The 14,543-nt window shown below is 32.9% G+C and carries 10 protein-coding genes; 6 read left to right on the forward strand and 4 right to left on the reverse strand.

What is annotated here, in order from left to right:
- Positions 1–34: 34 nt before the first annotated feature.
- Positions 35–952 carry a patatin-like phospholipase family protein gene (locus FUA24_RS10010; protein WP_148541913.1) on the forward strand — a complete coding sequence of 306 codons (918 nt, stop codon included), beginning with the start codon at positions 35–37 and terminating at the stop codon, positions 950–952.
- Here the strand turns inward: FUA24_RS10010 and FUA24_RS10015 are convergent.
- Together FUA24_RS10015 and FUA24_RS10020 are read right to left on the reverse strand one after the other, a co-directional pair.
- Positions 949–1,470, reverse strand: coding sequence for a DUF7935 family protein (locus FUA24_RS10015; protein WP_148541915.1), 522 nt, complete (start codon positions 1,468–1,470; stop codon positions 949–951). The genes FUA24_RS10010 and FUA24_RS10015 overlap by 4 nt on opposite strands.
- Before the next feature lie 5 nt (positions 1,471–1,475).
- A complete protein-coding gene (locus FUA24_RS10020) occupies positions 1,476–3,041 on the reverse strand; it encodes an FMN-binding glutamate synthase family protein (RefSeq protein ID WP_148541918.1) in 1,566 nt (521 codons plus the stop codon).
- A 120-nt stretch (positions 3,042–3,161) separates the two neighbouring features.
- On the opposite strand from FUA24_RS10020, the gene FUA24_RS10025 reads away from it, so the two are divergent.
- Positions 3,162–5,516: an ATP-dependent helicase gene (locus tag FUA24_RS10025; RefSeq protein WP_148541920.1), complete on the forward strand. Its 2,355-nt coding sequence runs from the start codon at positions 3,162–3,164 to the stop codon at positions 5,514–5,516.
- 6 nt (positions 5,517–5,522) lie between these two features.
- Here FUA24_RS10025 and FUA24_RS10030 read toward each other — a convergent pair whose 3' ends face one another.
- Positions 5,523–6,494 carry a hypothetical protein gene (locus tag FUA24_RS10030; RefSeq protein WP_148541922.1) on the reverse strand — a complete coding sequence of 324 codons (972 nt, stop codon included), beginning with the start codon at positions 6,492–6,494 and terminating at the stop codon, positions 5,523–5,525.
- A complete protein-coding gene (locus FUA24_RS10035; protein ID WP_148541924.1) occupies positions 6,491–7,456 on the reverse strand; it encodes a pepsin/retropepsin-like aspartic protease family protein in 966 nt (321 codons plus the stop codon). Before FUA24_RS10035 ends, FUA24_RS10030 begins: the two co-directional genes overlap by 4 nt.
- Positions 7,457–7,615: 159 nt before the next feature.
- On the opposite strand from FUA24_RS10035, the gene FUA24_RS10040 reads away from it, so the two are divergent.
- From FUA24_RS10040 to cas2, 4 genes are all read left to right on the forward strand, one after another.
- On the forward strand, positions 7,616–8,236 hold the full coding sequence (locus FUA24_RS10040) for an L-threonylcarbamoyladenylate synthase (RefSeq protein WP_148541926.1): 621 nt from the start codon (positions 7,616–7,618) through the stop codon (positions 8,234–8,236).
- A 315-nt stretch (positions 8,237–8,551) separates the two neighbouring features.
- Entirely contained in the window at positions 8,552–12,691 is a 4,140-nt protein-coding gene (gene cas9 / locus FUA24_RS10045) for a type II CRISPR RNA-guided endonuclease Cas9 (protein ID WP_148541928.1), read from the forward strand.
- A gap of 9 nt (positions 12,692–12,700) precedes the next feature.
- The gene (gene cas1, locus FUA24_RS10050) at positions 12,701–13,594 is read left to right on the forward strand and encodes a type II CRISPR-associated endonuclease Cas1 (RefSeq protein ID WP_148541930.1); all 894 of its coding nucleotides are present in this window, start codon (positions 12,701–12,703) and stop codon (positions 13,592–13,594) included.
- A gap of 47 nt (positions 13,595–13,641) precedes the next feature.
- Entirely contained in the window at positions 13,642–13,986 is a 345-nt protein-coding gene (gene cas2 / locus FUA24_RS10055) for a CRISPR-associated endonuclease Cas2 (protein ID WP_148541932.1), read from the forward strand.
- The last annotated feature ends 557 nt before the right edge of the window (positions 13,987–14,543 follow it).

A 14,543-nucleotide genomic window follows, 5' to 3' on the forward strand; every position in this document is an offset into this window, starting at 1 on the left:
GCATTCATTTATTTATATTTAATAAAAATTTTAAATGAGAGCATTAGTAATTTCTGGAGGAGGTAGTAAGGGCGCCTATGCTGGAGGTGTTGCTCAGTACTTAATTGAAGAAGATGGTAGAAATTACGATATCTTTTTAGGAACGTCTACTGGGAGTTTATTAGTACCGCATTTAGCTGCAGGAAAAATTGATAAACTTCATGACGTTTATACTAATGTGAATCAACACAACATTTTCAGTGTAAACCCTTTTGTAATTAGAAAAAAAGGTAAACGTGAATTCGTTTCTATAGCATTTATTAACACGCTTTGGCAATTTATACGTCAAAAAAGAACTTTTGGAGAGAGTAAAAACCTTAAGAGACTTATAAAGAGAAAGTTCACTCAAGAGGATTATAATATCATAAAAGCTACAAAAGATGACGTTGTTGTTACGGTTTCTAATTTATCCAAAAATAGGGTAGAGTATAAATCTATCAACGATTTCACATATGAAGAGTTTTGTGAATGGATTTGGATTTCTTGTAATTATGTGCCCTTTATGTCTCTTGTTACTAAAAACGGACATGAATATGGCGATGGTGGTTTAGGTTGTGTAGTGCCCATACGAGAAGCCATTCTTAGAGGAGCAACAGAAATAGATGCAATTGTTTTAGAAGCCGAGTCTTTAGATTATAATAAAGTGCTTGGTAAGAATCCTTTTTCTTTAATGATAAGTCTATTTGGTTTTGCTTTAGACAGAATGGAGCGTAACGATATTACCATTGGAAAATTAGCAGCAAAAGCTAACGATGTAAAACTCAATCTGTATTACACCTCTTCAAAACTTACCGAAAATGCTTTGATTTTTGATAAAAAATTAATGACCTCTTGGTGGAAACAGGGGTTTGACTATGCTAAACTAAAGTGCGAAGAAGCAAGTTCTAATGAATTACGATTAGATGAAGACTAAAACAACTCAGAGACTTCTTGTTTAACCAAGGCTAAAGCGGCATCACTAGGAGATTCACGTTCCATCATTTCGGTTAAAATCACCTCTCTAAGCTTGTCAGGAGTATCGGTTTTCTCCAATAAACTGGCTTTTCTAATAAGGTGCATTGTCGCATTTTTCGCAGCAATTATAATACTCCAACATTTATCAGTTACATAAATTTGCTGAGATAAATTGTGTTCAAATTCTTGTTCTATACTTTGAAGCAATAAGGCTTCATAAGCATTTTTATCTTCAGACATAGGTTTTACCCTAATTAATAATTTAGCAGGGGTAATACGCTCAAGAAACAAAGCCATTCTTTCATAGGCTTGTAAACGTCTTGGTAATGCACTTACTTGTAAGTCTTTTTTTAGTAGAAAAATTCGCCTATTATCTTCATTTTTAACATGAGTTTTAAAAAAATAATAAGCAATCATACCTGTAATCAATGTAGGTATGGCATATAGAAATAGGTCTAGAATTCTATCTATATCCATAGTTGTTAAGACTTAGTGGTTTTGTTTCCTCCCAAATATACACAATCTTTTAAAGCCTGCATTCCAGAAAAAGGAATGGGATCTTTCTCATACATGTAAGTTCTGCTTAGTTCTTTGGATAAGTTATGATCATCAACATTCATCTCAATATCACTCATGGAAAATTGGCAAGGGTGTTCATGACCAGCGGCATGGGTAATTTCAACAAGTTCCTTTTTAAATGTTTTGAAATACTGAGCTAAGCGCTCAGATTTTAATGGCACATTAATACCGTTTTGTAACCATTTCTTTTGTGTTGCAACACCAGCAGGACAACGGTTAGTATGGCAAATCTGAGCTTGTATACACCCAATGCTCATCATGGCTTCTCTGGCAACGTTAATACAATCTACACCCATAGCAAATGCCATGGCGGCTTTAGCAGGAAATCCTAATTTACCACTACCTATAAATACAATACGTTCTGTTAAGCCTTTATGCTTAAACAGCTTATATAAATCACTAAACCCATATACCCAAGGTAGGGAAACATGGTCTGCAAAACTTGGTGGAGCAGCGCCTGTACCGCCTTCACCACCATCTACAGCAATAAAGTCTGGACCTTTACCAGTTTTAAGCATTAAATCAGCTAATTCTTCCCATTGCTCAAGTTTTCCAATGGCTGCTTTTATACCAACCGGTAGTCCAGTGGCCTCGGCGATAGCTTCAATAAAATCAACCATTTCTGGCACCGTTGAAAATGCAGAATGGTTAGGAGGTGATAATACATCCTTTCCAATTTCAACACCGCGAATACTCGCTATTTCTTTGGTTATTTTTTTTCCTGGTAATACACCTCCTTTACCAGGTTTAGCTCCTTGAGACAATTTAACTTCAATGGCCTTAATAAATGGATTTTCTTCAACCAACTTTTTCATTTTTTCCATAGAAAAGTTTCCATTTTCATCTCTAACACCAAAATATCCAGTTCCAAAATGAAATACAACGTCACCGCCGTTACTATGATAAGGAGAAAGACCGCCTTCTCCTGTATTATGATAGGCATCGGCAATTGCTACCCCTTTATTTAAAGATTCTATGGCTTTTGCAGATAAGGAACCAAAACTCATGGCAGAAACGTTAATAATAGAGGCGGGTCTGTATGGTTTTTTACGTTTGTTATAAGCACCAATGACTTTGGCGCATGGTAAAAAGGTTTTATCAATAGCATGTGGATGCCCTTTTTCCACCTTGTACGGCATCATAGCATTATTTATAAAAATATGCTGGTGCTCAAAAATATCTCTGTCTGTACCAAAACCTTCATAATTGTTTTCTTTTTTCGCAGAGGCATAAATCCACCCACGTTCAATCCTGTTAAAAGGTAGCTCCTCCCTGTTGTTTGCAACAAAATACTGTCGCATTTCCGGACCAATGCTTTCTAACCAATAGCGCAGGTGCCCAACAATAGGGAAGTTATGACTAATAGTATGCTTTTTCTGAATAATATCTCTTAAAGCTACAAGAGCCAAAACAATTAAAATATAAGCCCACCAAGGGATATTTGATAATATTGAAGTTAAAGTATCCATTATATCTTTTTCAAATTTTGAAGCTAAATATATTTAAAATTTTGTTCATAATTATTTATAAATCCGCTTAAATTAGAACGAAACAATAGTTAATTTCACCAATTAAATTACTTGTAGATTTTGGAGAAATATTTAAGTCAGTTAAATGATGCGCAATTAGCACCAACTATTCAAATAGATGGTCCAATGATTGTAATAGCGGGTGCGGGGTCTGGTAAAACACGTGTGCTTACTTATAGAATTGCCTATATGATGAGTAAAGATATTGATGCCTTTAATATTCTTGCATTAACCTTTACCAATAAAGCAGCGCGTGAAATGAAAGAACGTATTGCAAGTATTGTTGGTAGCAGTGAAGCAAAAAACCTGTGGATGGGAACTTTTCACTCGGTATTTGCGAAAATTTTGCGTATTGAAGCAGATCGCCTTGGTTACCCAAGTAACTTCACCATTTATGACACCCAAGATTCTGATAGATTGATAAGAGATATTATCAAAGAAATGAATCTAGATAAAGATATTTACAAGTACAAGCAGGTGCGGTCTAGAATTTCATCTTATAAAAACAGTTTAATTACTGTAAGAGCGTATTTTCAAAATCCAGAACTTATTGAGGCTGATACCATGGCACGCAGACCCCGAATGGGAGATATTTACAAAGCCTATGTAGAACGATGTTTTAAGGCAGGTGCAATGGATTTCGATGATTTACTATTGAAAACAAACGAACTATTAACACGTTTTCCAGAGGTATTGGCAAAATATCAAAATAGATTTAAATACATTTTGGTAGATGAGTATCAAGATACCAACCATTCGCAGTATTTAATAGTTAGAGCATTGTCTGATAAATTTCAAAATATATGCGTTGTTGGTGATGATGCTCAGAGTATTTATGCCTTCCGTGGAGCGAATATTAATAATATTTTAAATTTCCAGAAGGATTATGATGATGTAAAGGTGTTTCGATTAGAACAAAACTACCGTTCTACTAAAAACATTGTAAATGCCGCTAATTCTGTGATTGATAAAAACCAAACCAAACTAGATAAGGTTGTGTGGACAGCTAATGATGATGGTGGTAAAATTATTGTACATAGATCTTTAACAGATGCTGATGAAGGCCGTTATGTGGCAAGTACCATTTTTGATAATAAAATGAATCATCAGTTGCCAAATAGTGATTTTGCTATTTTGTATAGGACTAATGCTCAATCACGATCTATAGAAGATGCTTTACGTAAACGTGATATCCCTTACAGGATTTATGGCGGTTTATCCTTTTATCAGCGAAAAGAAATTAAGGATGTACTATCGTATTTAAGATTGGTTATTAATCCTAAGGATGAGGAAGCTTTAAAACGTGTTATTAATTACCCGCCAAGGGGTATCGGACAAACCACAGTGGATAAGCTTATTGTGGCTGCTAACGGTTATAACAGGTCTATTTTTGAAGTTATGAAAAACATCGATAAAACCGATGTTAAAGTTAGTTCTGGTACAAAGGCTAAGCTTCAAAATTTTGTAACGCTCATTGAGAGTTATCAGGTTATGAACCAGTCGGCAGATGTATTTCAGTTAGCCGAACATGTAACTAAAAGTAGTGGTTTAATAAAAGAGTTAAATAAAGATGGTACGCCTGAAGGTGTTACTAGAATGGAAAATATTGAGGAGCTCTTAAATGGTATGCAAGATTTTGTTGAAGGACAAAAAGAAATTGCTGATGCTACAGGTTCTTTAGCCGAGTTTTTAGAAGATGTAGCACTTGCTACAGATTTAGATAATGATAAAGATGATGGCGATAAGGTGTCATTAATGACGATTCACTTAGCAAAAGGTTTAGAGTTTCCTTATGTCTATATTGTTGGATTAGAGGAGGATTTATTCCCAAGTGCCATGAGTATGAATACACGTTCTGAGCTCGAAGAAGAACGAAGACTATTTTATGTTGCGTTAACAAGAGCAGAAAAGCAAGCGTATTTAACTTATGCCTTGTCGCGTTACCGTTGGGGTAAATTGGTAGATTCTGAACCAAGTAGGTTTATTGAAGAGATTGATGAGGAATATCTAGATATTCAAACACCAATTGAAGAACGCCGAATAAACCCCATGTTGAGTGCTGATATTTTTGGTGATGTGGATACAAACGGACACAAAACAGAATATAACAAAGTACGTTTTAAACCTGCAAAACAGCCTACTTTGAAAAAAGGAGGTGCTAAAAAAGAACCTGCCAAATACCAAGCGCCAACTCCAGCCAAAAATTTAAAACCAGTATCTAAAACAGGAGGCAACACAAACTTGTTTGATGGGAAACTTGCTGTTGGAAATATGGTAAAACATGATCGTTTTGGTACCGGAGAAGTTCTAAAAATAGAAGGTGCTGGTGCCGATACAAAAGCAGAAATAAAGTTTGCGGGAGTAGGTGTAAAAAAATTGCTTTTAAGATTTGCTAAATTGGAGGTTGTAGGTTAACAGACCTTATTTCACCATACATACGGAATTGATATTACCATGTCCGTCGTATTCCTTTACGCTATTATTGGGATCGACAATCCATTGGCCATCAACAATAAATTTATAATGATGTTTTCCGCCAGACAATGGTAGGACATACTTCCAACCATATTCCATTTTACGCATTTTAAATTTACGCGTGCTCCAATCATTAAATGACCCAGAAAGAATTACGGTTTTGGCATCAGTATACCCTTTTAGTTTAAATGCGGTATATGCCTTTATATCAATAACCGAATTAAACTCTCCAAACTCATTGCGTGTTTTGTACGGATTGTCTGGATCTTCCATCCAATGACCATCAACAATAAATCTATACTGGTAAACATCAGGTTTCATTTGCAGAACTAATTCCCAACCCGTATCTGTTTTATTCATTTTAAAAAGGGATTCATGCCACTTATTAAATGATCCAGCAAGAATGACTCTTTTCGCGTCTTTGAAGCCATTTAATTTAAAAATAGCATTCCCGTTTTCACTAGGGTGAGCTGTGTATAGTTTAAGATTATATACACCTTTTAATCTCTTATCCTTTTTTATAGCTTTTGAAATATTAGGATCAGATCTTGAAGGTTCTGCCCAATAGTTGTTGTTAATTACAAATTTAAATTCGTAAATAAACTCATCAGAAAAATCTAAAATGCTTTTTTTAAGTTGATAGATATGCTCGCTTACTTTATGCATTTTCCATAGGTCTCTAGACCATAGGTTAAAGTTTCCGGAAACTACAACATTATGAATATCAAAATCATTAAATTCTAAGATTTGTCCGGTGTTTTCTTGTGTAAATTTAGAGTATTCACGAGCGTCAAAAGTAAATACAACGCTGTCGCCCTCAATTTTGTAACCTTTTACTATGTTATTATTTTGAGCAAAGGAATTTAAGTTAATTAAGAGTGTAAAAACGAAACTTATATATGCTATAAATGTTTTCAATTGACTTTTATTGGGTAATCTATAAAGTACAATTTACCCTTTTTGTAATTAATAATGGTTCTTTTTTGAGCAAAAAATTCATACCCCAAAATACCATCTAAGTCAGTTCCAAAAACTTCATTCATTCTAACAAGATTGGTAAGCACTGTATACATAGGACCAAAATAAATTGTTTCACTCAATTTAACCCGATGCAATTTCCCTGCCAAAACTTCTGTTTTTCTATTACCAGCGTCTCTTAATATGAGTCTTTTCTTAGGAATAAAGTACTTTAAAGCATCTTTATGAATGCGTTTATTAATTTGATTAAACTCAGCAGCCGTGTCAATACCTAGTCTTACCTTTTTGTTATTAATTGTACCGTTTACAACAATAGTATGGTTTTTTAAATCAAAATTAAGGCTATCAACTATCTTTTCTAAATACACTTTATCATCTAGTTTATTCCCAAAAGCATCAACTTTTGTTAATGTTATTTGATTAAGGTGCATATCAACAAAAACCTCGTAATCTTTTAGAATGCTATAACCAATAATGCCTAATATCTTAACCTTTTTTGTTTTTTCAATATGAGAAAGATTAATAACATCTGAAGCTTTATTTTCCAGTTTAAAATTTTGTATAACGAACTCATTTATGCGTCTTTGGTGAATGTCTTCAATAGCATTTAGAACCCCAGATGTGTTAGACCGTTTTCTTTGGTATTCATATAATTTTGGAAAGTGATTTTTGTTTAAAATCATACTTTCTGCACCTGTATCTATAATAAAATTGCCTTTTTTGTTTAGCAATTCAACTTCAACAACCATTAAATGATCCACAAGCTTAAATGGTATTCTGGTGGTGTATTTGTTTATGTTTTCGCCATTAGAAAATAAAATAGGGTTTAGGTTACCATTATTTCCTTGAATGAAATTGGTGTTTAGAATGAGTAGTAATATGAAAAGTGATTTCTTAAGCATATATATTTAAGACTAATTTAATTTTACATTGTTACAGTTTATCCTTATAATTTGTTAATTAAGAAAACTTTAATAATTTTTAGTTATTGTTTCTAAAACATAACCGCTATCAGTGTTTACATAAAAAATATTGGTTATTTTGCATATAGATTTTAGATTATGGCAGAGTACATAAAAATATATGAAGAGAATCCGAACCCTAAAGAGATAGATAAAGTGGTTGCTGTTCTAAAAAGTGGAGGACTTATCATTTACCCAACAGACACGGTTTATGGGTTAGGGTGCGATATAACCAATTTAAAAGCTTTAGAGCGTGTGGCTCAAATAAAAGGTGTTAAATTGGAAAAATCTAATTTCTCTTTTGTATGTCATGATTTAAGTAATTTAAGTGACTACGTAAAACAAATAGACACCTCGGTGTTTAAGATACTTAAACGTGCTTTACCAGGAGCATATACATTTATACTTCCTGGTGCAAAATCTTTACCTAATCCGTTTAAAAAACGTAAAACAGTGGGGATTAGAGTGCCAGAAAATAATATAGCTTTAGATATTGTTAAAGCACTTGGAAATCCAATTATTTCGACTTCAATCTATGATGAAGATGAGATTATAGAATACACTACAGATCCAGAGCTAATTCTTGAAAAATGGGACAACCTTGTAGATGTTGTAATTGATGGTGGTTACGGAGGAAATGAACCTTCTACAGTCATAGATCTTTCTAACGATGAGCCTTTAATTGTTAGGGAAGGTAAGGGAAGTTTGGAGATTTTTTAAAAACGTGATTAAAGTCATCTTTATTTAAGTAAATAATTCTTACATTTAAACCCCTTTGAATTAATAGCGATTTTTATAATCGCTTTTTTTGTTGGTAATTTTTGAAAAGCAAAATTTCTAAAAGAAAAAAGCCCCCGTAGAAAGGCGAGGGCGTCCTTAAATGTTTTCACAACGGAATAATCCTTATTGTGAATTGCTTTCAGTAATGTAAAGATATAAAAAGAAAATAAGAAAACAACTACGGTATTCCGTAAAAAAAGTATTTGAATTTAGAATAATTTACGGTGTATACGGAAATAAAGAGATTAACTTTCAATGAAAAAAATATTAGGACTAGATTTAGGAACTAACTCTATAGGGTGGGCTTTGGTAAATGAAGCCGAAGATAAAAACGAGCAATCAAAAATTATAAAGTTAGGAGTTCGAGTAAACCCCTTAACAACAGATGAGAAAACAGACTTTGAAAAAGGTAGACCGCTTTCTGTCAATGCAGATAGAACATTAAAACGTGGGGCAAGAAGAAATCTACAACGTTTTAAACTTCGTAGAAAGTATTTAATCAACATACTTAAAGAACATAATATTATTGATGGTGCCACTTTTTTTACTGAAGTAGGTAAGGGAACCACCCATCAAACTTTAAAATTAAGAGCGAAATCTGCCAAAGAGAGAATAGAACTAGAAGATTTTGCCAAAGTCTTGTTAGCTATTAACAAAAAAAGAGGCTACAAGAGTAGTAGAAAAGCTGTTAATGAAGAAGACGGTGTAGCTATTGATGGTATGGCAGTAGCCAAGGAAATGTTTGAAAGCAACTTAACTCCTGGGCAGTACGTACTACAATTATTAAAAACCGATAAAAAGAATATACCTGATTTTTACCGTTCTGATTTATCTGCAGAATTCAACACCGTATGGCAGAAGCAGCAAACCTTTTACCCTGATATTTTAAATGACGAATTATATAAGGCTTTAGCAGGAAAGAATAAATCTCAAACTTGGGCAATATGTCAGAAGCCGTTTAATATTGTTGGTATAAAGCTTGAAGGTAAAGCTAAGGAACAAAAACTTAAGCGTTATGAGTTACGAAGTTTAGGTATAACGGCACAATTAGATTTAGAACATCTTGCAATTGTTCTACAAGAAATAAACAATGATTTAAACAAATCTAGTGGTTATTTAGGTGGTATAAGCGATAGAAGCAAAGAACTTTACTTTAATAAAATTACAGTTGGGCAATATTTGTATGGTCAAATAAATAAAGACCCACACAGTTCATTAAGAAATCAGGTTTTTTATCGTCAGGACTATTTAGATGAGTTTGAGCAAATTTGGAATACACAGGCAAAATATCATTCAATTTTAACTAATACACTGAAAGAAGAAATAAGAGATGTTATTATTTTCTATCAGCGCCGATTGAAATCTCAAAAACATTTAATTTCTAATTGTCCGTTTGAGAAATATCATAAGGCTGTACCAAAGTCTTCACCTTTGTTTCAAGAATTTAAAATATGGCAAAGTCTTAATAATCTTGAATTTAAAAACGATAACACAAAAGAAATTATTAAGGTTTCTTTATTAGAAGAAGAAATAAGACAAAATCTATTTAATGAATTGAATATAAGGGGAGAGTTAAAACCTAAAGAGATACTTACCAACTTGAAAAGATATTTAGAGTTGGGCACACTGACTGCTTGGAAATGTAATTTCGAAAAAATTGAAGGTAATAGAACGAATCAAGTTTTATATGATGTGTATCGAGACATAATTGAGGCCGAAGGCTACGGTTTTGATTGGTCAAAAAAATCATCACCTGAAATAAAGGAAGAATTGAAAGCCGTCTTCTCTGAAATTGGGATTAAACCAGACATATTAGATTTTGATCCTAATAAAGAAGGAGTGGTGTTTGACAAACAGGAAAGTTATCAATTGTGGCATTTATTATATTCTGCCGAAGACGATCATAAAATTAGTGAAGAAGACAAATTAGTTTATGGTAATTCTAATGTTGCTTTAAAAAAGAAAATAAAAGCAAAATATGGCTTTAAACCAGATTATGCTAAATGGTTGGCAAATGTTAAGTTGCAACAGGAATATGGAAGTTTATCGTCTAGAGCGATTAGAAAAATTTTGCCTTTTCTACAAAGTGGTAATACATATTCTGAGGCTTGTGCAATGGCCGGGTATAATCATTCAAACTTTTTAACTAGAGAAGAATTAAATAATAGAGCCTTAAAAGCCAAACTTGAGTTACTGCCAAAAAATAGTTTAAGAAACCCTGTGGTAGAAAAGATTTTAAATCAAATGGTGAATTTGGTTAATCAGGTTATTACAACTTATGGCAAACCTGATGAGGTTAGAATTGAATTAGCTAGAGAGTTAAAAAAGTCGGCTACAGAGCGCAAAGATGAATTCTTGTTTATTTCAAAACGAACTAGAGAGAATAATGACATTAAAAAATTAATTGTCAATGAATTTGGAATACCTAACCCTACTAAAACAGATGTTACCAGATATCGTTTATACGAAGAACTTAAAGATTTGGGATATAAAACCGTATTTACAAACACCTATATTCCAAAAGAAAAGCTTTTTTCAAAAGAAATAGATATAGAGCATATTATTCCAAAGGCTATGTTGTTTGATGATTCATTTTCTAACAAAACTTTGGCGTTTAAAAAAATAAACCTTCAGAAGCGAGATAGGACTGCTATCGATTTTATAGAAAGTGATTTTAATAAGGATTTAGAGAACTATCAAAATAGAGTAGAATCACTTTATAATAAAGGGAAAGGATTAATTGGTAAAGGCAAGTATAAAAAGCTGTTAATGAGTCAACAAAATTTAACAGAAGGATTTATAGAACGTGATTTACGAAACTCTCAATATATAGCTAAAAAAGCAAAGTTAATGTTGCAAGAATTGGTCAGAGAACCAATTGTTTCAACCTCTGGAAAGATAACTGATAAGCTAAGAGAAGATTGGGATTTAATAAATGTTATGAAAGAGCTTAACCTATCAAAGTATAGAGCGCTAGGTTTAACTGAAATTGAAGAAAGAAAAGATAATAAGAAGATAGAGGTTATTAAGGATTGGACAAAGCGAAATGACCATAGGCACCATGCTATGGACGCCTTAACGGTGGCTTTTACAACCCACAATCATATTCAGTATTTAAATAATTTGAATGCTAGGAAAGATCAAAGTCATGATAAATATTCTAATATTGTGGCTATTGAAAAGTTAATAACTTATAGAAATAAAGAAGGTAAGAAACGATTTGTGTCCCCAATGTCAAACTTTAGAATGGAAGCAAAAGAACATATTGAATCTATTTTAATTTCTTTCAAGACTAAAAATAAAGTAGTCACTAAAAATGTGAATAAGACAAAACTTAGAGGAAAAGATAATTATACAGTAAAAACTCAGTTAACTCCAAGAGGGCAGTTACACAAGGAAACTGTTTACGGCAGGTCTAAACAACCAATGGATAAGCCTATTAAGTTAAATAAACGTACCACTATAGAACAAGTTAATACTATTATTAACCCTAAAATCAAACAATATATTAAAGATCATCTTAATAAGTTTGATAACAATGTAGACATTGCATTTGATACAAAGACATTAAAAAAAACACCGTTATTATTTAATAATGAACCACTAAAAGAAATCTGGTGTTTTGAAGATGTTTATACTATAAGAAAAGAAATAGGGCCAGATTTGAAGGTAGATAAAGTTATTGATAAAGGCATTAAAGATACACTTAAAAATCGATTAGAGGCATTTGGAAATAACGCTAAAGAAGCGTTTTCAAATTTGGATAAAAACCCAATTTGGCTAAATAAAGAAAAGGGTATATCTATTAAACGTGTAACTATCTCGGGAGTTAGTAATGTTGAAGCCTTACATGAAAAGAGAGACCATTTTGGAAATCTAATTTTAGATAAGAAAGGTGCTCCTATTCAAAATGATTTTGTAAGTACAGGCAATAATCATCATGTGGCTATTTATATAGATTATGAAGGCAAAATTCAAGACAGGGTTGTTTCTTTTTTCGAGGCTGTTCAACGTGTAAATTCTGGTTTAACTGTAATTGATAAAGATTATAATAGTCATCTAGGATGGCGGTTTTTGTTTTCAATGAAACAGAACGAATTATTCGTTTTTCCATCCAAAGAATTTAATCCCTTTGAAATAGATTTAATGGAAAAAAACAATGCTAAGTTGATTAGTCCTCACTTGTTTAGAGTTCAAAAATTCTCAAAGGTTGAATATGGTAACTCCGCTGTTAGAGATTATGTTTTTAGACATCATTTGGAGACTATGATTAATGATAACAAAGAATTAAGAGATACCAGTTATAAAGTATTTAAGAGTATCTCAGAGTTTGAGTTTATTGTAAAAGTAAGAACCAATCATTTGGGACAAATTGTTCAGGTAGGTGAATATTAATTGTTGGTTATGATAAAACGAACGCTTTTTTTTAGTAATCCTGCCTATTTAAGTACCCGCAATCAACAATTGGTGGTTAACTTCCCTGATGACGAGAAAGTGGAGAAAACGCTGCCTATTGAAGATTTAGGCTATGTGGTATTAGAGCATCCACAAATAACAGTTAGTAATGGTTTGCTTATGAAGTTGGTGCAAAATAAAACTGCTGTGATTACTTGTGATAAACAACATTTGCCATGTGGCTTTTTGCAACCCTTGGTGGGGCATACAGAGCAAACGGAACGTATACGGTATCAACTTAATGCTAGTATTCCTTTAAAAAAGAACCTTTGGCAGCAGACAGTCACTGCCAAAATAGATAACCAAGCCAATCATTTTTTGTCAAGAGGTAAAAATGCCTTACGCCTAAAACGTTATGTTAAGGAGGTGAAAAGTGGAGATTTAGGTAACCAAGAAGCCATAGCTGCTGCCTATTATTTTCAAAATTTATTTGATTTAGAGGGCTTTAGCCGAAACCAAAAAGGTGTTCCTCCAAACAATTTACTTAATTATGGCTATGCCATTTTACGAGCTATTACGGCACGAGCTTTAGTTGGTAGCGGCTTGTTGCCTTCAGTTGGGATATTTCATCATAATAAGTACAACGCTTTTTGTTTGGCAGATGATATAATGGAACCCTATAGGCCTTATGTTGATGCTGTGGTGTATGATATTATAGAAAGCGGTTGCCAAATAGAAGACCTAAATACAAGAATTAAGTCAGATTTGTTATTAATTCCTGCTATAGATGTGGTAATAGATGGTAAACAAAGCCCATTAATGAATGCTATGAGCCGCACTACGGCCAGTTTATATGAATGTTTTGAAGGCTCGAGAAGAAAAATATTGTACCCAGAGTTTTAGAAGTAACCGTTTCCCTCCTAAAAAGGAGGGAGTAAGGGAGGTGTTATATGAATAACAGATTAAATAGATTAAATCAATACAGATGTATGTGGGTTTTAGTATTTTTTGATTTGCCAACCGAAACAGTAACAGAGCGAAAAGTAGCTTCTAGATTTAGGAAAAACTTGCTTAATGATGGTTTTACCATGTTTCAGTTTAGTATTTATATGCGGCACTGTCCGAGCAGAGAAAATGCAGCAGTACACATTAAGCGCTCTAAAAATGCCTTACCTAAAAAGGGAAAAGTGTGTATCATGCAAATAACTGATAAACAATTTGGTATGATGGAGCTATTCCATGGACAGAAAGAGGTTGAAAAAGAAATCCCAAACCAACAATTAGAACTCTTTTAAGGCTTATTATCATGCTGAACTTGGTTCAGCATCTTAATTAATGAGAGTTTGATATGTTAAAAATTGATAATCAGTTATTTATAAATATAGGGCAATGTAACTATATCATTCTAAATACTTCTGAAATCTAATTGCACTTTAATTTAACGTGAGTTCGATATATTAAAATCTGATAACCCCAACTTTGCATATAATAATCAAATTGATATTGTCATTCCGAACGAGGAACGAGGAGGAATCTCGCTTGAATGAGATATCTCGTCGCTCATGCTTCGCTCTGTCGATATGACAAAACCCTATTTTTTAATGTTTAAATCGAATAGCTATTAATTAGGGATGACAAAACAGTAGGAGGTAGTGGTACTAAGTGTAAATATGGTTCATTTTAATAAATTCTAACCACTCTTGTAAAAAACAGGATACCAGCTAGTTATAGCAAGTATCCTGTGAATCATCTATAAAATTACAGAACTGAAAGCAATTCACAACTAATTTATAAAAGGTCGGCAACTTACCATTCCTGTGAATCATCTATAAAATTACAGAACTGAAAGCAA

The sequence above is a fragment of the Seonamhaeicola marinus genome (assembly GCF_008085455.1).